The 18,854-nt window shown below is 46.1% G+C and carries 23 protein-coding genes; 8 read left to right on the top strand and 15 right to left on the bottom strand.

The features are described 5' to 3' along the window. Window positions 1-55 precede the first annotated feature (55 nt). Complete coding sequence (locus DWY79_RS18365) at window positions 56-1,816, top strand: DNA polymerase III subunit gamma/tau (protein WP_036613276.1); 1,761 nt, start codon at window positions 56-58, stop codon at window positions 1,814-1,816. Window positions 1,817-1,861: 45 nt separating this feature from the next. Here DWY79_RS18365 and aldA read toward each other — a convergent pair whose 3' ends face one another. The 3 genes from aldA to DWY79_RS18350 all read right to left on the bottom strand — a co-directional run bounded on the left by aldA (window position 1,862) and on the right by DWY79_RS18350 (window position 4,703). Continuing rightward, a complete protein-coding gene (gene aldA, locus DWY79_RS18360) occupies window positions 1,862-3,298 on the bottom strand; it encodes an aldehyde dehydrogenase (RefSeq protein ID WP_122370009.1) in 1,437 nt (478 codons plus the stop codon). 190 nt (window positions 3,299-3,488) lie between these two features. Next, on the bottom strand, window positions 3,489-4,328 hold the full coding sequence (gene nadC / locus DWY79_RS18355) for a carboxylating nicotinate-nucleotide diphosphorylase (RefSeq protein ID WP_122370007.1): 840 nt from the start codon (window positions 4,326-4,328) through the stop codon (window positions 3,489-3,491). Window positions 4,329-4,331: 3 nt separating this feature from the next. After that, the gene (locus DWY79_RS18350) at window positions 4,332-4,703 is read right to left on the bottom strand and encodes a DUF4783 domain-containing protein (RefSeq protein WP_008780051.1); all 372 of its coding nucleotides are present in this window, start codon (window positions 4,701-4,703) and stop codon (window positions 4,332-4,334) included. An 88-nt stretch (window positions 4,704-4,791) separates the two neighbouring features. Between DWY79_RS18350 and rlmH the strand changes: the two genes are divergently transcribed. Then, window positions 4,792-5,265, top strand: a complete 474-nt coding sequence (gene rlmH / locus DWY79_RS18345) for a 23S rRNA (pseudouridine(1915)-N(3))-methyltransferase RlmH (protein WP_005854430.1) — start codon at window positions 4,792-4,794, stop codon at window positions 5,263-5,265. Window positions 5,266-5,371: 106 nt separating this feature from the next. On the opposite strand, the gene DWY79_RS18340 is transcribed toward rlmH, so the two are convergent. The 4 genes from DWY79_RS18340 to DWY79_RS18325 form a co-directional block, all read right to left on the bottom strand. After that, window positions 5,372-5,692: a multidrug efflux SMR transporter gene (locus tag DWY79_RS18340; RefSeq protein WP_005854432.1), complete on the bottom strand. Its 321-nt coding sequence runs from the start codon at window positions 5,690-5,692 to the stop codon at window positions 5,372-5,374. Between the two features lie 12 nt (window positions 5,693-5,704). Beyond that, window positions 5,705-6,781 carry a chorismate synthase gene (gene aroC / locus DWY79_RS18335; protein WP_022192777.1) on the bottom strand — a complete coding sequence of 359 codons (1,077 nt, stop codon included), beginning with the start codon at window positions 6,779-6,781 and terminating at the stop codon, window positions 5,705-5,707. Window positions 6,782-6,884: 103 nt separating this feature from the next. Beyond that, complete coding sequence (locus DWY79_RS18330) at window positions 6,885-7,460, bottom strand: peptidylprolyl isomerase (RefSeq protein WP_005854436.1); 576 nt, start codon at window positions 7,458-7,460, stop codon at window positions 6,885-6,887. Window positions 7,461-7,508: 48 nt separating this feature from the next. After that, the gene (locus DWY79_RS18325; protein ID WP_122370005.1) at window positions 7,509-8,684 is read right to left on the bottom strand and encodes a MalY/PatB family protein; all 1,176 of its coding nucleotides are present in this window, start codon (window positions 8,682-8,684) and stop codon (window positions 7,509-7,511) included. A gap of 1,122 nt (window positions 8,685-9,806) precedes the next feature. On the opposite strand from DWY79_RS18325, the gene ilvD reads away from it, so the two are divergent. Genes ilvD through ilvC form a run of 5 tightly spaced genes read left to right on the top strand, consistent with a single transcriptional unit; the run spans window position 9,807 to window position 15,774 of the window. Beyond that, on the top strand, window positions 9,807-11,642 hold the full coding sequence (gene ilvD / locus DWY79_RS18320; RefSeq protein WP_005864376.1) for a dihydroxy-acid dehydratase: 1,836 nt from the start codon (window positions 9,807-9,809) through the stop codon (window positions 11,640-11,642). Between the two features lie 33 nt (window positions 11,643-11,675). Then, on the top strand, window positions 11,676-13,379 hold the full coding sequence (gene ilvB, locus DWY79_RS18315; RefSeq protein ID WP_048927571.1) for a biosynthetic-type acetolactate synthase large subunit: 1,704 nt from the start codon (window positions 11,676-11,678) through the stop codon (window positions 13,377-13,379). Window positions 13,380-13,394: 15 nt separating this feature from the next. Further along, entirely contained in the window at window positions 13,395-13,949 is a 555-nt protein-coding gene (gene ilvN, locus DWY79_RS18310; protein WP_008780057.1) for an acetolactate synthase small subunit, read from the top strand. Window positions 13,950-13,955: 6 nt separating this feature from the next. Continuing rightward, on the top strand, window positions 13,956-14,681 hold the full coding sequence (locus DWY79_RS18305; protein ID WP_005864388.1) for an acyl-[acyl-carrier-protein] thioesterase: 726 nt from the start codon (window positions 13,956-13,958) through the stop codon (window positions 14,679-14,681). 49 nt (window positions 14,682-14,730) lie between these two features. Then, on the top strand, window positions 14,731-15,774 hold the full coding sequence (ilvC, locus tag DWY79_RS18300; protein ID WP_005864389.1) for a ketol-acid reductoisomerase: 1,044 nt from the start codon (window positions 14,731-14,733) through the stop codon (window positions 15,772-15,774). A gap of 69 nt (window positions 15,775-15,843) precedes the next feature. On the opposite strand, the gene DWY79_RS18295 is transcribed toward ilvC, so the two are convergent. From DWY79_RS18295 to DWY79_RS18260, 8 genes are all read right to left on the bottom strand, one after another. Then, window positions 15,844-16,185 (bottom strand): type II toxin-antitoxin system RelE/ParE family toxin, encoded by a 342-nt coding sequence (locus DWY79_RS18295; RefSeq protein ID WP_008773528.1) that lies wholly within the window; start codon window positions 16,183-16,185, stop codon window positions 15,844-15,846. Next, entirely contained in the window at window positions 16,155-16,388 is a 234-nt protein-coding gene (locus tag DWY79_RS18290; RefSeq protein WP_008773527.1) for a hypothetical protein, read from the bottom strand. Before DWY79_RS18290 ends, DWY79_RS18295 begins: the two co-directional genes overlap by 31 nt. A gap of 119 nt (window positions 16,389-16,507) precedes the next feature. Beyond that, on the bottom strand, window positions 16,508-16,849 hold the full coding sequence (locus DWY79_RS18285) for a type II toxin-antitoxin system RelE/ParE family toxin (protein ID WP_122370003.1): 342 nt from the start codon (window positions 16,847-16,849) through the stop codon (window positions 16,508-16,510). Next, window positions 16,819-17,052, bottom strand: coding sequence for a hypothetical protein (locus DWY79_RS18280; protein WP_008773527.1), 234 nt, complete (start codon window positions 17,050-17,052; stop codon window positions 16,819-16,821). Before DWY79_RS18280 ends, DWY79_RS18285 begins: the two co-directional genes overlap by 31 nt. 119 nt (window positions 17,053-17,171) lie before the next feature. After that, on the bottom strand, window positions 17,172-17,513 hold the full coding sequence (locus DWY79_RS18275) for a type II toxin-antitoxin system RelE/ParE family toxin (protein ID WP_044546937.1): 342 nt from the start codon (window positions 17,511-17,513) through the stop codon (window positions 17,172-17,174). Next, the gene (locus DWY79_RS18270) at window positions 17,480-17,716 is read right to left on the bottom strand and encodes a hypothetical protein (protein WP_057327368.1); all 237 of its coding nucleotides are present in this window, start codon (window positions 17,714-17,716) and stop codon (window positions 17,480-17,482) included. Before DWY79_RS18270 ends, DWY79_RS18275 begins: the two co-directional genes overlap by 34 nt. 119 nt (window positions 17,717-17,835) lie before the next feature. Further along, window positions 17,836-18,177: a type II toxin-antitoxin system RelE/ParE family toxin gene (locus DWY79_RS18265; protein ID WP_044546937.1), complete on the bottom strand. Its 342-nt coding sequence runs from the start codon at window positions 18,175-18,177 to the stop codon at window positions 17,836-17,838. Beyond that, complete coding sequence (locus tag DWY79_RS18260; protein WP_057327368.1) at window positions 18,144-18,380, bottom strand: hypothetical protein; 237 nt, start codon at window positions 18,378-18,380, stop codon at window positions 18,144-18,146. Before DWY79_RS18260 ends, DWY79_RS18265 begins: the two co-directional genes overlap by 34 nt. 222 nt (window positions 18,381-18,602) lie before the next feature. Between DWY79_RS18260 and DWY79_RS23120 the strand changes: the two genes are divergently transcribed. Continuing rightward, window positions 18,603-18,854: hypothetical protein (locus DWY79_RS23120; protein ID WP_233564009.1), on the top strand; the 252-nt coding region annotated here is incomplete at its 3' end.

The following is an 18,854-nucleotide window of genomic DNA, read 5'->3' as shown; positions in this document are numbered from 1 at the left end:
CGCGAAGATAATGAATTATTTTGTTTATCTTTGTCTTATCAATAAAAAGCAGAGAATGGATAATTATATTGTATCGGCAAGAAAATATCGCCCGTCCACTTTTCGGAGTGTAGTAGGGCAGAAGTCTCTTACCACTACGCTGAAAAACGCGATACAAAGTAACAAATTAGCGCATGCTTACCTGTTTTGCGGTCCTCGTGGAGTAGGAAAGACCTCGTGTGCCCGTATCTTTGCGAAGACAATCAATTGCTTGAATCCGACGGCGGATGGCGAGGCTTGCAATGCGTGCGAGTCGTGCCGGGCTTTCAATGAGCAGCGTTCTTACAATATCCATGAACTGGATGCCGCCTCGAATAACTCGGTGGACGATATCCGTACCTTGATCGACCAAGTGCGTATCCCGCCTCCAATCGGTAAATACAAAGTCTTCATTATTGACGAGGTCCATATGTTGACAACCGCCGCTTTCAACGCATTCTTGAAGACATTGGAGGAACCTCCGCATCATGCTCTCTTTATCTTGGCTACGACCGAGAAGCACAAGGTGCTTCCCACGATCCTTTCCCGTTGTCAGATCTATGATTTCTCCCGTATATCCATCGCCGACATGGTGGAGCATTTGCAATATGTCTCTTCGCAAGAGGGGGTAACAGCGGAACCGGAAGCCTTGAACGTGATCGCCCAGAAAGCGGATGGAGGTATGCGCGACGCTTTGTCTATCTTTGACCAAGTGGTAAGTTTTACGAATGGAAATATCACGTATCAAGCGGTTATCGATAACTTGAACGTGCTGGATTATGAGTATTATTTTCGTCTGACGGATGCGATCTTATCTGGCAATGTGCGGGCATCTTTATTGATCTTGAACGAGATATTAGGCAAAGGATTCGACGGGCAGAATATCATAACCGGTTTGGCCGGGCATTTCCGGGATTTATTGGTATGCCGGGATGAGTCCACCTTGGTGCTATTCGAGGTGGGGGCTTCTATACGTGAACGATATAAGGAGATGGCGAAACATTGTCCGGATCAACTTCTGTTCAAGGCGATAGAGCTAGCGAATACGTGTGATTTGAATTATCGTGCCAGCCGCAATAAGCGTCTTTTATTGGAATTGACGTTGATTCAGCTCTGTCAATTAACACAGGTAGCCGCCGACGATAAAAAAAAAGCGCTGATTGAGCCGATCGCCGGGACGAATCCAGCTTCTCAAGCGGTGAATAGCGGGAAGCCTCAACAGCCGCCTCAAGCTCCTTCAGTTACGGCAGCGGCCGGTGCTCCACAAGTTATGAGTACGCACATGCCGAGCTCGGTTCCTGCGCCACCTCCGTCTACAGCGCCTAATCCGGTTCGTAGAACGGCTCGTCCGATGGGAATCTCCATGAAGGAGATCGGAGTGGAGAAGCCTAAGCAACAAACCGTTCAACAAGCGACAACGAACGTAAAGGAGGTAGTAACTCCCTTTGACAATGATTCCTTGGTTCGTGAATGGGATAATTACGCCGCAACGATTGACAAGAAAGTGTATCTTAAGAATACGATGATCAATTGCAAGCCTACCTTGCAAGAGAATTATTATTTCGAGGTAGCCGTACATAACCCGGGGCAGCAAGAGGAATTGATCAATAATGCGATCCATATCCTGCCATTTCTCCGCCAGCATCTTACTAATAGCCGTATCCAGATGCGTGTCCGGATCGTAGAGGGAAATGAGAAGCATTTGGCTTATACATCCACGGAGAAGCTAGAGTTGCTGATGAAGATAAATCCTACCTTGGGTCGTTTGAGGGATGAATTTAATTTGACGTTAGATTAAGTAGATATGCTAAAGATCCCAAGAAGGGATCTTTAGTCTTATTTTTTATTCCTTTGTCTCAAGATAAACCACTTGAGTTTGCAAATACTCCTCAAGTCCATGTTTTCCATCCGCGCCACCGATTCCGGATTTACGCCATCCCGCATGGAAGCCTTGCATAGCCTCAAAATTCTCACGGTTAATATAAGTCTCCCCGAATTTTAAGGAACGCATTACCTTGAATGCGTTATCCAAGTTTTGTGTATATACGGAAGATGTCAATCCATATTCGCAATCATTCGCCCATGCGATAGCGTCGTTGATGTCCGAATATTCGACAACCGGCAGCACGGGGCCAAAAGTCTCTTCTTGTATGATATCCATTTTCTGCGTAACACAATCCAAAACGGTCGGTTCGAAGAAATATCCTTTTGTACCGATCCTATGGCCACCACACAGTAGCCTAGCACCTTGTTGGATCGCTCTCTCTACTTTTTTCTCCATAGACTCCAATGCGCTGGCTTCAATAAGCGGTCCCATATCCAGATCCGCGACCTCATTGGGATTTCCTACTTTTACCTGCTTCATGCCGGCGACTAGTTTTTCCATGAAGGTCTCTTTTATCGCTTTGTCTACATAAACCCGTTCGGCACAATTACATACCTGTCCGGTATTGATCACACGAGAGGCAATAATAGACTTAACAGCAAGATCGATATCTGCGTCCTTCATCACGATAGCCGGGGCTTTACCTCCTAACTCCAGAGAAACTTTCGTGATATTAGGAGCGGCAGCTGCCATGGTTTGTTGTCCGGCTCCCACGCTTCCAGTCAGACTAACCATACCTACTTTCGGATTCGCCGCGAGTTCATGCCCAATCACGCTACCCCGTCCATTTACCAGATTGAAAACACCGGCAGGCAAACCTGCCTCCTCCACGATCTGTGCGAATACGTATGCGTTCTCTGGCGTAAGCTGGCTAGGTTTTATCACGATCGTATTTCCGGTGATCAAGGCCGGAGCGGCTTTACGAGCGACTAGAAAGAATGGGAAATTCCAAGGTAGGATACCTGTCGTTACTCCAATCGGTCTCTTAAATAAGAAAATGTTTTCATGAGGGCGGTCACTGGGAATGATTTCCCCTTCGTACCGACGGGCCCAGCCTGCCATGTAATCCATATAATCCGCGGTAAAAAGAACTTCAACATTGGCGAGTCCTTGGGTTTTGCCTCCTTCACGGACGATGATGTCGGTCAGTTCCTTCTCTCTCTTACGGATGCCTGTCGCTATCTTTGTCAGATAAGCAGCCCTTTCTATAGAGGGTGTTCTTTCCCATTGATTCTGCGCTTTCTCTGCGGCATCGATTGCTTTTCTGGCATCTTCAACCGTCCCGTCAGGCATCAGTGAAATAACCTCTTCGGTAGAAGGATTCAATACCTTGATCCATTTCCCAGACTCATTCTCAATGAATCTGCCATCTATAAACATTTTCAATTCTTTCATGATACTATTTTTAGGTTGAATAATTTGTTCTTAAAAGTACGGGAAAGGAAGGAATGGTAATGTTTTAAAAATGATAATAGTTCTATCAGAAATGATAGTGAATCAAGATAATAGGGTAGATATAGAAAAAACAGCCTCAAGAAGTTGATCTTCTCAAGGCTGTTTTTTTATAGAATGATCGTTTTTCGTTTTAGCAGGCTTTGAAGCTCATATCCAAGCTCTTCACGGAGTGAGTCAAAGCTCCTACGGAGATGAAGTCTACGCCACATTCCGCGTAATCACGTAATGTGGCGAACGTGATACCGCCGGAAGACTCTACCTCGAAACGTCCGTTGATGCGGCGAACCGCTTCTTTTGTATTCTCGATATTGAAATTATCCAACATGATACGATCGATACCGCCTACTTTCATGGCTTGTTCCAACTCGTCGAAGTTACGAACCTCGATCTCGATCTTTAGGCTCTTTCCTTTCTCTTTCAGATAGTTTTGCGCACGTGTGATCGCTTGCTCGATGCCGCCGGCGAAATCCACATGATTATCTTTCAATAAGATCATATCGAACAAACCGATGCGATGGTTCATGCCGCCACCGATACGTACGGCCTCTTTCTCGATCATACGCATACCGGGAGTTGTCTTGCGAGTATCTAGAACGTGTGTCTTGGTGCCTTCTAACGCCTTGGCGTATTTACGAGTCGTAGTAGCGATACCGCTCATGCGTTGCATAACGTTCAGCATCAACCGCTCGGTCTGCAATAAGGATTGGATCTTACCTTCCACCACGAACGCTATATCCCCTTTTTTCACTTCGGCTCCGTCTTGTATAAAGACCGTCATTTTCAGTTCCGGATCGAAGTCGTGGAAGATACGTTTAGCCATTTCCACGCCGGCCAATACGCCATCTTCCTTGATGATCAGCTGGCTTTTCCCCATCGCTGTCTCGGGGATGCAACATAAGGTGGTATGATCACCATCGCCAATATCCTCGGCAAACGCTAATTTGATTAAGTCGTCAATAAGTTTGTCCATCTTTTATTCTATTCTGATTGATTGTATAATCGCTGTATTCCCTTCGGCACGGTACGTGATGTTTACACGGTACTCACCGGAAGACGTCGGAAGCTTTCCGACAAGGAAACCGCTTTCCTTTTTATCCGCATGATGTACGACCGAGAATCCGGAAGGCTTATTCGAGCTGAAAAATGAGGACAACATAGAGACGGCCTCACTTCCGTTACATTTCTTAGAGGAACCGGGCAAGGCTACATCCACCACCTTATCCATAGCACCGGATAGAGAGGAGGCATTTCCTGCCTTGAAAGCATTTGATATACTGGTAATATCCGCCGCCTGCGCACATACGAATGCGAATATCAAGGCGAATGTAAGTAAGAGTCGTTTCATAAGCTTTCTTTATTTTATTGAGTAATTAGTGGCAAAGGTATGTATTTTTCTTGTAACTTAGCCTTTCTAAACCTGTAAATGTAAGTAGATGAAGATTGGACTGATTGTGATTGGTAAGACGGATGCCGGTTATTTTGTGGAGGCTATCAATGAGTATAAAAATCGCTTGACGCATTATATACCCTTTGAAATGGAAGTCATACCGGATATAAAGAACGTGAAGAACCTCTCAGAGGCGCAGCAAAAGGAGAAAGAGGGCGAATTGATTTTAAAGGCTTTGCAGCCCGGCGATTATTTGGTGTTGCTGGACGAGAAAGGGAAGGAGTTCACCTCCATGCAATTTTCTACTTATCTGGAAAAGAAAATGCATACGGTCCCGAAACGCTTGGTATTTGTGGTGGGCGGTCCTTACGGTTTTAGTGAGGCCGTGTATAAGGCGGCATCGGAAAAGATCTCGTTGAGCAAGATGACTTTTTCCCACCAGATGATCCGATTGATCTTTATCGAGCAGATTTACCGGGCGATGACGATCTTGAATAACGAGCCTTACCATCATGAATAACCGCATCGTTTAACGCCGGTATCCGCATAGCCCTACGCCTATACTGGCGTAAGTTCACACCGATACTGCCGTGAGGCTATGCGAATACTGGTGTTTTTCTCCCGGATTAATGGACTAATTTCAGGCCGACGATCCCTATCAATATCAAGGATAAGAACAATAATCTGAATATATTCGCGGAATCATGGAAAAACAAGATTCCAAGAAGAACAGTCCCTATAGCCCCGATCCCGGTCCAGATTACATAAGCCGTACCGATCGGGATGCTTTTCTGGGCGAGATATAAGAAATAACCGCTTAAGCCCATGGATAAGATCGATAAACCTATAAACCAAATAAAATATTTGGAATGCATACTTGCTAATTTAAAGCCCAGCGGCCAGCCGATCTCGAATAATCCGGCTATAATTAACAGAATCCAAGCCATATAGAATTAGTCTTAAAAGTTTTCCCGTGTCTTCTGGATCAATAAATAATCCAATAAAGTCATGGCGGTCATAGACTCGACGATAGGTACCGCACGAGGCAATACGCATGGATCATGACGTCCGCGTGCCTTTAATATCGTATCCTCTCCCTCCATGTTAACCGTTTCTTGTTCCATCAAGATCGTAGCGACCGATTTAAAGGCTACCCGGAAATAAATATCTTGTCCGTTGGAGATCCCTCCTTGGATACCGCCGGAATTATTGGTACGAGTATTGATATGCCCGTTATCATTGAAAAAGCGATCGTTCCTTTCCGATCCGCGGAAGAAGGCGGCGTTGAATCCGTCTCCATACTCGAAGCCCTTCACGGCGTTGATCGTAAGCATCGCATGTCCCAACGCGGCATGTAACTTGCCGAACACAGGCTCTCCCAATCCGACGGGAACCCCTTTCGCCACACAGGTAATAACACCGCCGATCGTATCTCCTTTTGATTTGACCTCGGCGATCAAGGTTTCCATCTCTGAGGCGGTCTTCGGGTCCGGGCAACGTACGTCGCTCTCCTCCGTCAAGCTTAAATCATAATCTTGGTAACTACCCGCTAATTGGATCGGGCCGACCTGCGAGGTATAAGCTTGAATCTGTATGCCGTATTGCTTAAGGGCGAGTTTAGCGATGGCCCCAGCCACGCAACGAGCTATCGTTTCCCGGGCGGACGAACGTCCACCTCCACGGGGATCACGGATTCCATATTTCGTTTGATAGGTATAATCAGCATGGGAAGGACGGTAAACCGTTTTCATATTGTCATAGTCCGAGGAATGTTGGTTTTTGTTCCAGATGATGAAACCTATCGGCGTGCCGGTTGTCTTTCCCTCGTAGATACCGGAAAGAAACTGTACCTCATCATCCTCTTTACGGGGGGTCGTGATACGGGATTGTCCCGGTTTACGACGGTTCAGCTCTTGCTGGATGAATGCCGTATCTAATTCGATCCCGGCTGGGCATCCGTCGATCACGCCGCCGATACCGGGGCCGTGCGATTCGCCGAACGATGTTAATCTATAAATATTACCAAAAGTATTCACCGTTTTGTCTAATTGAAAATTGAAAACTGAAAATTGAGAATCAAAAGCCGATGATTAGGCACTTCTCCTAATTTTCAATTTTCAATTCTCAATTTCCCATTATTTAGTGGCATCCACCACAACCACAACCACCCTCGTGGTTATCGCCACAATCGCTACCGCAATCGTCGCAACCGCAACTGCATCCACCTGCGGGAGCGGAGAAGGCTGCGATCTCTTCCGCTGTCGGTTCGTGTACGTCGATTACCTCGCCGCTGAAATGCAAAGTCTCGCCAGCCAACGGATGGTTGAAGTCCATTACCACGATATCATCCTTCACTTCCAATACAGAGCCGTTCATACGGTTGCCATTAGAATCCATCATTGGGACGGTATTACCTTCCTTGATCATCTCGGCGTCGAATTTACCGTCCACCTCGAAGATATTCTTCGGAAGATCCAATACGTGCTCCTCGTTATATTCGCCATAAGCCTCGGCTGGCTCGATGGAGAAGTTGAACGTGCCACCTACTTCCAGCCCGTTCAAGGCTTTCTCGAATGCCGGAAGCATCATGCCTGTTCCGTAGATGAATTTCAAAGGAGCCTCGACCGTCGCTTTTTCCATTAACTCACGTTCTTCACCTTCGCCAACGTTCAGGTCGTATGTAACCGCAACGTATTTGTTTGCTGTAATTTTCATTTGTCTTGTATTTTAAATATGTATAGAAATGCTCGCAAAGATACGATTTTATTTCTTATCCACCGCCTTTTTAAGAGCGTTCATCGCTTTATCTAAAACAGAGCGGGGGCAGCCAATGTTCAAACGCATATGGCCTTCTCCCCCGGGGCCGAAGATACTTCCGTCGTTCAGCGCTAGTCCGGCATTGTCTTTGAACAGGTGTACGAGTTCATCTTGACTTAATTTCAGTTCCCTGCAATCCAACCAAACGAGGAAGGAGGCTTGGGGCTGGTAAGCTTTTATCTTGGGGAGATGTAGTTTCATGAACTCTTCCACGAAACGTACATTCTCCATGATATACATTCGCATTTGTTGCAACCATTCGGCGCCATAGGTGTAAGCGGCGGTTGTTGCCGTATAAGCGAAGATCGTGCCATCGCCAAACTCTCCGGCCTCAAGGAAAGAATAAAATTCTTCCCGGATGCGATCATTGGGAACGATTGCGTAGGAAGTCACGATACCGGCGATATTGAACGTCTTGCTCGGTGCCATGAAAGTTATGCTGCAAGAAGCGGCAGTATCCGATACGGAGGCAAATGGATAATGCGTATACTGAGGATAGGCCATTTCCGCATGAATCTCATCGGAGATAACCAAAATATTGTGCTTGGCGCAAATCTCGGCCAAGCGGACCAAGGTTTCCTTTTTCCAGACGATCCCACCCGGATTGTGAGGGTTGCAGAGGATCAATACCTTGCATTTATCATCTATAATAGATTCAAGATGATCGAAATCCATCTCATAAACACCATCTACCATCTTTAGCGGATTATAAACGACCTCACGCTTCATTTTTTCCGGAACGATGCGGAACGGATGGTAAACAGGGGGCTGGATGATGACCTTATCTCCTTTTTGCGTAAAGCATTGGATAGCGAAAGCGATTCCCTTTACGATTCCCGGGATATAGCTGATCCATTCCCGTTGTATTTTCCAGTTATGTTTGTAGTGTACCCAATTGATGATACTCTCGTAATACTCGTCGGAGCCGAATGTATAGCCGAATATCTCGTGCTCACAACGTTTCTTCAGGGCCTCTACAATAAAGTCCGGTGTGCGGAAATCCATATCCGCCACCCATAGTGGTATCAGATTCTCGTCACCGAACATCTCTTTCAAACGGTCGAATTTCACGCAACTCGTCCCATGCCGTTCGATAACTTCGTCGAAGTTGTAGTGTTTCATATTTTTATTAACGATCAGTTTCTTAATTGCTATTGGGGTCAAAGATACAAATTATTATATTTATTGTTTATCCAAATCAAAGTATGAAATGCTGTATATTAGGAAATCGGCGATATATTTAATGAATCGTTTACTTAAATGGCTTATCAAACCGTGAACTGACGAAATGTCAAAGTGTTATTATTGCTCTCTGTGGGTGATGAATTATGGGGCGGGGGCTTGGTCGCACGGAAAAAACGCAAGCATTTGATGGTTGTGTAAATCAGAATGATGTTTGAATGCAGGTCTTGTTGGTCTTTTTTTATGATTGATGTTTGAAGAGCTGTCTATCGGTTGAGTATTTAAGGCTTTCTCTGTCTGAAAGTCATTTTGAAAATGTCTTTGCTTGAGCTGCTTCTAGCGTGGGTTATGCCGGATTTAGTCTTGATTTTAGGTGATTTTTATTCGAATGTTAACAAAATTTAGTCCGATACTAGATGAAATTTCTTCCTTATGTTCTTCAGAAAACTTCCTTATGTTTTTTCTAGAACACTATTATGAATTTTTTCAAGGCTATTTATAGTCTACAAGTGTTAATAAATATGTGATTTAGAGTTTATATGTATCTTTTTTATCGCTAGAATAGGATTTTCTTATGAGATACGTGTTATCGTAAGTCGTGTTATCTGATAAAAATGTTATCTGGAATCTGTTTTAGATAACATTTGTCTTTTTACTGTTTCTGTTTGGAAATCGAAGTTTTTTCCCTTCTATACCTTCCGATTCCTAAGTAATACACTCTTGCTCCTGTTAAAATGCAATCCTGAAATGGTATTTGCTTGAGAATTGAAAGAAAAATGAAGAATTTTCTTTTAAATCCTTTGCGCATATCAATTATTGTTCTACATTTGCAGCGTCAAACAAACAAAGACAATAAGAAAAGATGATGAACAACGTATTGCATATTATTCTCGTGGTGGTCCTTCTAGTCATTAGTAGGTAAGGAGAAAGGTGTGTAAGAAGTTGTGAAGTCGTAGAGATATTTCTTAAGCCTTTCTCCATATAGGGAAAGGCTTTTTTATTATAAATAAATCAAGGTAGAGGCGTGGATAAAGCGCTCTACGAACAAAAAATAGGAAAGAGATGAAGAATCCGTTAAGAAGCTCATTTAGCACCGAAGGTCGTAGGATGGCCGGAGCCCGTGCGCTATGGCGTGCCAACGGGATGAAAGAGGAACAGTTCGGCAAGCCTATTATCGCTATCGTAAATTCATTTACCCAGTTCGTGCCGGGGCATACGCATTTGCATGAGATCGGGCAACTGGTCAAGGCCGAGATTGAGAAACAAGGTTGTTTCGCCGCTGAATTTAATACGATCGCTATCGACGACGGTATCGCTATGGGGCACGATGGGATGCTTTACTCGCTTCCTTCACGCGACATTATCGCGGACAGCGTGGAATATATGGTAAATGCCCATAAGGCGGACGCTATGGTTTGCATCAGCAATTGCGATAAGATCACGCCGGGTATGCTTATGGCTTCCATGCGATTAAATATCCCGACGGTGTTCGTGTCCGGTGGCCCGATGGAGGCAGGTGAGCTGGATGGCCGCCATCTTGATTTGATCGATGCGATGATTGAGTCTGCCGATACATCGGTAAGCGATGAGCGTATCGAGCAGGTGGAACGCCATGCGTGTCCGGGTTGCGGTTGTTGTTCCGGTATGTTTACCGCTAACTCTATGAACTGCTTGAACGAGGCGATCGGTCTGGCGCTTCCGGGTAACGGGACGATCGTGGCTACCCATAAGAACCGTATCCAACTTTTCCGTGACGCGGCTAAGCAAATCGTTGAGAACGCTTACAAATACTATCGTGACGGGGATGATTCCGTGTTACCTCGCAACATCGCTACCCGTCAGGCTTTCTTGAACGCCATGTCGCTGGATATCGCCATGGGGGGGTCTACCAATACAGTGCTTCACTTATTGGCCGTGGCACAAGAAGCTGGCGCCGATTTTCATATGGAGGATATCGATATGTTATCCCGCAAGACTCCTTGCCTGTGTAAGGTAGCCCCGAATACGCACACTTATCATGTACAAGACGTAAACCGTGCCGGTGGAATCCTCGGTATCATGAACGAGTTGATGAAAGCCGGGCTTGTGGATGGCAGCACGAGACGTGCGGACGGCCTGACCTTGGCCGAGGCTGTTGATAAATACGCCGTCACTTCCCCGAACGTAACGGAGGAGGCGATCCGTAAATACAAGAGCGCTCCCGCTCATCGGTTCAGTATCCAGATGGGTTCCCAAGAATCTTATTATAAGGAATTAGATACGGATCGTGCCGAAGGTTGTATCCGTGACGTGGAGCACGCTTATTCCAAGGATGGCGGCTTGGCTGTTTTGAGAGGGAATATCGCCTTGGACGGATGTGTCGTAAAAACCGCCGGTGTGGATGAGAGTATTTGGAAATTCTCCGGCCCGGCGAAAGTCTTCGATTCACAGGATGCCGCTTGCGAGGGCATTTTAGGAGGCAAGGTCGTTTCAGGCGATGTGGTCGTCATCACGTATGAGGGTCCGAAAGGGGGGCCGGGAATGCAAGAGATGTTATATCCTACTTCTTATATAAAGAGCCGTCACTTAGGTAAGGAGTGCGCCTTGATCACGGATGGTCGTTTCAGTGGCGGTACGTCCGGTCTTTCTATCGGGCATATCTCTCCCGAGGCCGCTTCCGGTGGCGCTATCGGACTGGTGAGAGACGGGGATATCATCGAGATCAATATCCCGGAACGTTCCATCAACGTGCGGTTGAGCGACGAGGAGTTGGCCGAGCGCCGTAAGGCGGAAGAGGCACGTGGAAAGAAAGCCTTTACGCCGCCGACGCGTCAGCGTGAGGTCTCGAAAGCGTTGAGAGCGTACGGGAAGATGGTTAGCTCCGCCGATAAGGGAGGTGTAAGGATTGTTGAAGATTAAAGCCAATAATATACATTAAACACGTTATTTTTTATGGAGAAACAAAAGATAACCGGTTCGGAAGCTTTGCTGAAAGCGTTGATTGCTGAAGGAGTAGATACTATCTTCGGTTATCCCGGCGGACAGGCGATACCTATTTACGACAGTTTATATGATTATAGGGACCAGTTGAGGCATGTATTGGTGCGCCACGAGCAAGGCGCTACCCATGCGGCTCAAGGATATGCCCGTGTATCTGGCAAGGTAGGAGTGACGTTGGTTACTTCCGGCCCGGGCGCTACGAATACCATCACGGGTATCGCTGATGCGCTGATGGATAGTACGCCAATGGTCGTAATCGCCGGTCAAGTACCCTCGCCGTTGTTGGGAACCGATGCTTTTCAGGAAGTCGACGTGATTGGCATCACGCAACCGATCACGAAATGGGCTTATCAAATCCGCAAGCCGGAGGAGATCGCATGGGCTGTTTCTCGTGCTTTTTATATCGCTTCTACAGGCCGTCCGGGTCCAGTTGTGCTGGATTTAGCGAAGGATGCGCAAGTAGGGTTGGTGGAATATGAATATAAGAAGGTCGATTACGTACGTAGTTATCAACCGGAGCCGGATATCAATAAGGATCGTATCAAGGCCGCCGCCGATTTAATCAATGAGGCGAAGAAACCCTTCTGTCTGGTCGGGCAGGGAGTATTGTTAGGCGGTGCGGAAGAGGAATTGAAAGCGTTTCTCCAAAAGAATGATATACCTGCCGGATCTACGGTATTGGGCTTATCCGCGTTGCCAACCGATTTCCCATTGAACAAGGGAATGCTCGGCATGCATGGAAACGTAGGGCCGAACCGGAAAACGAATGAGTGTGATGTATTGATCGCTATCGGTATGCGTTTCGACGACCGTGTGACTGGCGATTTAAAGACATACGCTAAGCAAGCCAAGATTATCCATCTGGATATCGACAACTCGGAAATCGGCAAGAATGTTGCCGTGGACGTAAAGGTGCTGGGTAATGCCAAGCACACGATACCGATGATCACGGCGTTGCTGGAAGAACGTAAACGTCCGGAATGGAATGCCGAGTTCGATCGGGACGAGAAAGAGGAATACGATAAGGTAATCGAGAAGGAATTGTATCCGACCGAGGGCCAACTGAAAATGGGCGAGGTAGTCCGTAAGGTTTCCGAGGCGACCGGTAACGACGCTGTATTGGTGACCGACGTTGGGCAGAACCAGATGATGGGCGTCCGCTATTTCAAATATAAACAAACCCGTAGCGTGGTGACTTCCGGTGGTTTAGGTACGATGGGATTTGGTCTGCCGGCCGCTATGGGCGCTAAGTTCGGGGCTCCGGACCGTACGGTCTGCTTCTTTACCGGTGATGGGGGTATGCAGATGACGATTCAGGAATTGGGCACTATCATGCAGGAGAAACTGAATGTGAAGATTATCATTCTTAATAATAACTTCTTAGGGATGGTACGTCAGTGGCAAGAATTGTTCTTCCACGAGCGTTATTCAAACACCATCATGGAGAATCCGGATTTCGTGGCGATCGCTAAAGCCTATGGTATCGCCGGTCGTGCCGTTGAAAAGCGGGAGGAATTGGACGACGCTATCGCTGAGATGCTAAACCACGACGGCGCTTACGTGTTGGTCGCTAACGTGGAGACTTGCGGAATGGTATATCCGATGGTTCCTGCCGGGGGAAGCGTGACAAACATGATTATGGGAGACGAGAAATAAGGAGGAGATGAAGCTATGACAACAAAGAAATTATATACCGTTATTATCTTTTCAGAGAATATCGTAGGTCTTTTGAACCAGATAACGATTATCTTTACACGCCGACAGCTGAACATCGAGACTCTGTCCGTCTCTCCGTCCGCTATCAAGGGCATCCATAAGTTTACGATCACGACATTCGCCGATGAGGATATGATCGATAAGGTGGTGAAACAGATCGATAAACGTGTGGATATCTTGAAGGCTTATTATAATACGGATGAGGATTTGGTTTATCAAGAGATCGCTCTTTATAAGCTAAGTACCGAGCTTTTCATCAAGATGGGAACCGTGGAGGGATTGATCCGTAAATACAACGCTCGTATCTTGGAGATGAACGAGACCTGCGTGGTGTTGGAGAAGAGTGGCCACTATGACGAGACACAAGCCTTGTTCAATGAGTTGAGCGAGACGATCGGTGTCCTGCAATTCATCCGCTCCGGACGTGTGGCTATCACGAAGAGCAAGGTGGAGCGCTTGAGCGATATGTTGGCCGATATGGAGCGAAAGTTACATGAAAAGCAACAATAATAAGATATGGAGAAAGTAGGATTATTTCATTTCGTGGCGGAGCCGTATTTGATGGATTTCAGGGGACGTGTAACGCTCCCTATGATTGGTAACTATTTGATTCACGCCGCTTCCAGCCATGCCGGAGAGCGTGGGTTCGGTTTCAATGATATGTCGGAGCGTCATACGGCTTGGGTGTTGTCCCGTCTGGCTATCGAGATGAAGGAATATCCTACCGCCTTCGATAAGATTAATCTATACACTTGGATCGATGAGGTCGGACGCCTCTTCACCAGTCGTTGTTTCGAGCTGGCGGATGAGAATGGGAAAACCTTTGGATTCGCCCGTTCTATTTGGGCGGCTATCGACGTGGAGACCCGCCGTCCTACCTTATTGGATATAGAGGCATTGGGCAAATATATCGACGAGCGTCCGTGCCCGATCGAGAAGCCGGGCAAGATCATGCCGGCGGAGAATAAGGCGGAGGGAATCCCGTATTCGATCAAATACAGCGACTTGGATATCAACGGTCACTTCAATAGCGTGAAGTATATCGAGCATCTGCTGGATTTGTTCGATATCGACCAGTTCAAGACCCGTGAGATCGGCCGTCTGGAGATCGCCTACCAATCCGAGGGTAAACAAGGTATGCCGCTTACGCTTCATAAGGCGGAGTCCGCTCCCGATAAGCAAGACATGGCTATTTGCCATGAGGGAAAGGCGATCTGTCGTGCGGCGGTTACTTGGAGATAATAAAAGAGATACATAAATAGGTTTTTAAACATTAATAGTTAAAAAGAAAATGGCACAAATGAATTTTGGCGGTGTTGTAGAGAATGTAATGACCCGCGAGGAATTTCCGTTGGAAAAGGCAAGAGAGATATTAAAAGATGAGACAATCGCTGTTATCGGCTATGGCGTACAGGGACCGGGACAGTCATTGAACCTTCGTGACAATGGTTTCAACGTAATCGTTGGCCAGCGCCAAGGTAAGACTTACGATAAAGCGGTTGAGGACGGATGGGTTCCGGGTGAGACTCTGTTCGGTATCGAGGAGGCTTGCGACAAGGCCACGATCATCATGTGCTTGTTGTCCGACGCTGCCGTAATGTCTGTATGGCCTACGATGAAGCCTTATTTGACAGCTGGCAAGGCCCTGTATTTCTCTCATGGTTTCGCAATCACTTGGAACGATCGTACGGGCGTTGTTCCTCCTGCGGATATTGACGTGATCATGGTCGCTCCGAAGGGGTCTGGTACGTCTTTGCGTTCCATGTTCCTTGAGGGTCGTGGCTTGAACTCTTCTTTCGCTATCTATCAAGACGCTACTGGCAAGGCGATGGATCGTACGTTGGCGTTGGGTATCGGTATCGGTTCCGGCTACTTGTTCGAGACGACTTTCATCCGTGAGGCTACTTCCGATTTGACTGGTGAGCGTGGTTCTTTGATGGGCGCTATCCAAGGTTTGTTGTTGGCCCAGTATGAGGTATTGCGCGAGAATGGACATACTCCTTCCGAGGCTTTCAACGAGACGGTCGAGGAGTTGACTCAATCCTTGATGCCCTTATTCGCCAAGAATGGTATGGACTGGATGTACGCTAACTGCTCTACGACTGCCCAGCGTGGCGCTTTGGACTGGATGGGTCCGTTCCACGACGCAATCAAGCCGGTTGTCGAGAAATTGTATGCGAACGTAAAATGCGGTAACGAGGCTCAGATCTCTATCGACTCAAACTCTAAGCCGGATTATCGTGAGAAATTGGAGGCTGAATTGAAGGCGTTGCGCGAGAGCGAGATGTGGCAGACTGCTGTTACTGTACGCAAGCTTCGTCCGGAGAACAACTAATCCAATCTTAATCCTTATATATCAGTAAAAAGAGGCGGGTCACTTACGGGTGGCTCGCCTTTCTTTGTGTTATTCGATGTGGATATTCTTTGTTTTCTTGATCTTTCGCATGCTGGATGCTGAATGGACGATGTCCAGCACCTCGATGCGTTCCTCGGTGATGCGGTAGATGATAAGGTGTGAATCTAGGATGATGTTCCGGTACATGCGGCTTTTCGTGGTTAGGTGTCGGCATTCGGGGTAATAAGGATAGTCGTTTTCTAGTTTCTCGACTGTATTCAATATATGCTCAAGATATTTCCGGGCTTGGAACATACCGAATCGTTCTATGCCTTCCACGAAAGTCCTCTCAAGGCTTTCCTCGTAAATGGGAGAACCGATTACTTTTTTCCTTGATAGCTGTCCATCCATGATCTTATTCTTTGATGTACTTCTTCAATAGGATAGAACGGTCCCTTCTCAATCTCATGGATATGTTCCCGGATCTCTTCTTGGGTGAATTGCATCGGCTTGGTAGGATCCCACTTGGGCTTTGCGGGCTCGGTCTTGGCCTTACGTGTCTTTGCGGTCTTGGCCGTAGTTTCCTTGGCGGGGATGTTGCTTAATTTTGTCATAGTCGTAATCGTTATTAATTAGTACTGTGGCAAATGTATGGAATAATTTCCATGTAATAAGATATTTAATGAGTAAAAAAGAAGGCGGGTCACTTATGGGTGGCTCGCCTTTCTTCGTGTTATTCGATGTGGATATTCCTAGTCTTCTTGATCTTTCGCATGCTGGATGCTGAATGGACGATGTCCAGCACCTCGATGCGTTCCTCGGTGATGCGGTAGATGATAAGGTGTGAATCTAGGATGATGTTCCGGTACATGCGGCTTTTCGTGGTTAGGTGTCGGCATTCGGGGTAATAAGGATAGTCGTTTTCTAGTTTCTCGACTGTATTCAATATATGCTCAAGATATTTCCGGGCTTGGAACATACCGAATCGTTCTATGCCTTCCACGAAAGTCCTCTCAAGGCTTTCCTCGTAAATGGGAGAACCGATTACTTTTTTCCTTGATAGCTGTCCATCCATGATCTTATTCTTTGATGTACTTCTTCAATAGGATAGAACGGTCCCTTCTCAATCTCATGGATATGTTCCCGGATCTCTTCTTGGGTGAATTGCATCGGCTTGGTAGGATCCCACTTGGGCTTTGCGGGCTCGGTCTTGGCCTTACGTGTCTTTGCGGTCTTGGCCGTAGTTTCCTTGGCGGGGATGTTGCTTAATTTTGTCATAGTCGTAATCGTTATTAATTAGTACTGTGGCAAATGTATGGAATAATTTCCATGTAATAAGATATTTAATGAGTAAAAAAGAAGGCGGGTCACTTATGGGTGGCTCGCCTTTCTTCGTGTTATTCGATGTGGATATTCCTAGTCTTCTTGATCTTTCGCATGCTGGATGCTGAATGGACGATGTCCAGCACCTCGATGCGTTCCTCGGTGATGCGGTAGATGATAAGGTGTGAATCTAGGATGATGTTCCGGTACATGCGGCTTTTCGTGGTTAGGTGTCGGCATTCGGGATAATAAGGATAGGTTTGGTCTAACTCGTATAAGATGGATTTTATCTTGTTAGCGTATAATTCCGCTTGGTAGAATCCAAATAAGTCAAGGCCTTGAACATATACATTATCGTAACTTTCCCAAAATAAACTACTGGTTATAACCTGCTTTTGAGTAGGTCTTGCTTCCATGCCTCAAAACGTTTAAAACCTTCATCTAGGGTCATGAACGGCCCCTTCTCAATCTCATGGATATGTTCCCAGATCTCTTCTTGGGTGAATTGCATCGGCTTGGTAGGATCCCACTTGAGCTTTGCGGGTCCGGTCTTGGTCTTACGTGTCTTTGCGGTCTTGGCCGTAGTTTCCTTGGCGGGGATGTTGCTTAATTTTGTCATAGTCGTAATCGTTATTAATTAGTACTGTGGCAAATGTATGGAATAATTTCCATGTAATAAGATATTTAATGAGTAAAAAAGAAGGCGGGTCACTTATGGGTGGCTCGCCTTTCTTCGTGTTATTCGATGTGGATATTCCTAGTCTTCTTGATCTTTCGCATGCTGGATGCTGAATGGACGATGTCCAGCACCTCGATGCGTTCCTCGGTGATGCGGTAGATGATAAGGTGTGAATCTAGGATGATGTTCCGGTACATGCGGCTTTTCGTGGTTAGGTGTCGGCATTCGGGATAATAAGGATAGGTTTGGTCTAACTCGTATAAGATGGATTTTATCTTGTTAGCGTATAATTCCGCTTGGTAGAATCCAAATAAGTCAAGGCCTTGAACATATACATTATCGTAACTTTCCCAAAATAAACTACTGGTTATAACCTGCTTTTGAGTAGGTCTTGCTTCCATGCCTCAAAACGTTTAAAACCTTCATCTAGGGTCATGAACGGCCCCTTCTCAATCTCATGGATATGTTCCCAGATCTCTTCTTGGGTGAATTGCATCGGCTTGGTAGGATCCCACTTGAGCTTTGCGGGTCCGGTCTTGGTCTTACGTGTCTTTGCGGTCTTGGCCGTAGTTTCCTTGGCGGGGATGTTGCTTAATTTTGTCATAGTCGTAACTGTTATTTATTAGTACAGTGGCAAATGTATGGAATAATTTCCATGTAATAAGATATTTGGTAAGGAAAAAAGTAGGTCTATAGGATTAACTCATTACCCAGTTGTAGAGACGGGGCGTGCCCCGTCTCCATCCCCTCAAAATGGTATTCAAATTTATTTATGTCACATAACCGCTATTTTTAATCGCTTATCCGCTATATACGCACAATAAGCATGAATTTTGGGGTGTGGGGTGTGCAGGTCTTTATTACATATTTTTTTATTTCTTATATTTACTACGTCTTATACATTAAAAGAGTATATGAAAATCATATGATAATGTGTGATGGATATATGATGTTAACCTTTTTTATCAGTATGCGCTTGGTAAATCGGAATAATTGTCTAGCAAGCAAGCAAGCAAGCAAGCAAGCAAGCAAGCAAGCAAGCAAGCAAGCAAGCAAGCAAGCAAGCAAGCAAGCAAGC

The organism is Parabacteroides sp. AF27-14 (assembly GCF_003635425.1).
Lineage (GTDB): Bacteria > Bacteroidota > Bacteroidia > Bacteroidales > Tannerellaceae > Parabacteroides > Parabacteroides distasonis.
Note: the sequence above shows the minus strand (reverse complement) of the source record. Positions and strands in the feature narration are given on the sequence as shown.

Coding starts and splice junctions, on each gene's coding strand:
- DWY79_RS18365 (WP_036613276.1), top strand. CDS start 56: ATGGATAATTATATTGTATCGGCAAGAAAATATCGCCCGTCCACTTTT.
- aldA (WP_122370009.1), bottom strand. CDS start 3,298: ATGAAAGAATTGAAAATGTTTATAGATGGCAGATTCATTGAGAATGAG.
- nadC (WP_122370007.1), bottom strand. CDS start 4,328: ATGGACAAACTTATTGACGACTTAATCAAATTAGCGTTTGCCGAGGAT.
- DWY79_RS18350 (WP_008780051.1), bottom strand. CDS start 4,703: ATGAAACGACTCTTACTTACATTCGCCTTGATATTCGCATTCGTATGT.
- rlmH (WP_005854430.1), top strand. CDS start 4,792: ATGAAGATTGGACTGATTGTGATTGGTAAGACGGATGCCGGTTATTTT.
- DWY79_RS18340 (WP_005854432.1), bottom strand. CDS start 5,692: ATGGCTTGGATTCTGTTAATTATAGCCGGATTATTCGAGATCGGCTGG.
- DWY79_RS18330 (WP_005854436.1), bottom strand. CDS start 7,460: ATGAAAATTACAGCAAACAAATACGTTGCGGTTACATACGACCTGAAC.
- DWY79_RS18325 (WP_122370005.1), bottom strand. CDS start 8,684: ATGAAACACTACAACTTCGACGAAGTTATCGAACGGCATGGGACGAGT.
- ilvD (WP_005864376.1), top strand. CDS start 9,807: ATGAAGAATCCGTTAAGAAGCTCATTTAGCACCGAAGGTCGTAGGATG.
- ilvB (WP_048927571.1), top strand. CDS start 11,676: ATGGAGAAACAAAAGATAACCGGTTCGGAAGCTTTGCTGAAAGCGTTG.
- ilvN (WP_008780057.1), top strand. CDS start 13,395: ATGACAACAAAGAAATTATATACCGTTATTATCTTTTCAGAGAATATC.
- DWY79_RS18305 (WP_005864388.1), top strand. CDS start 13,956: ATGGAGAAAGTAGGATTATTTCATTTCGTGGCGGAGCCGTATTTGATG.
- ilvC (WP_005864389.1), top strand. CDS start 14,731: ATGGCACAAATGAATTTTGGCGGTGTTGTAGAGAATGTAATGACCCGC.
- DWY79_RS18295 (WP_008773528.1), bottom strand. CDS start 16,185: ATGGATGGACAGCTATCAAGGAAAAAAGTAATCGGTTCTCCCATTTAC.
- DWY79_RS18290 (WP_008773527.1), bottom strand. CDS start 16,388: ATGACAAAATTAAGCAACATCCCCGCCAAGGAAACTACGGCCAAGACC.
- DWY79_RS18285 (WP_122370003.1), bottom strand. CDS start 16,849: ATGGATGGACAGCTATCAAGGAAAAAAGTAATCGGTTCTCCCATTTAC.
- DWY79_RS18280 (WP_008773527.1), bottom strand. CDS start 17,052: ATGACAAAATTAAGCAACATCCCCGCCAAGGAAACTACGGCCAAGACC.
- DWY79_RS18275 (WP_044546937.1), bottom strand. CDS start 17,513: ATGGAAGCAAGACCTACTCAAAAGCAGGTTATAACCAGTAGTTTATTT.
- DWY79_RS18270 (WP_057327368.1), bottom strand. CDS start 17,716: ATGACAAAATTAAGCAACATCCCCGCCAAGGAAACTACGGCCAAGACC.
- DWY79_RS18265 (WP_044546937.1), bottom strand. CDS start 18,177: ATGGAAGCAAGACCTACTCAAAAGCAGGTTATAACCAGTAGTTTATTT.
- DWY79_RS18260 (WP_057327368.1), bottom strand. CDS start 18,380: ATGACAAAATTAAGCAACATCCCCGCCAAGGAAACTACGGCCAAGACC.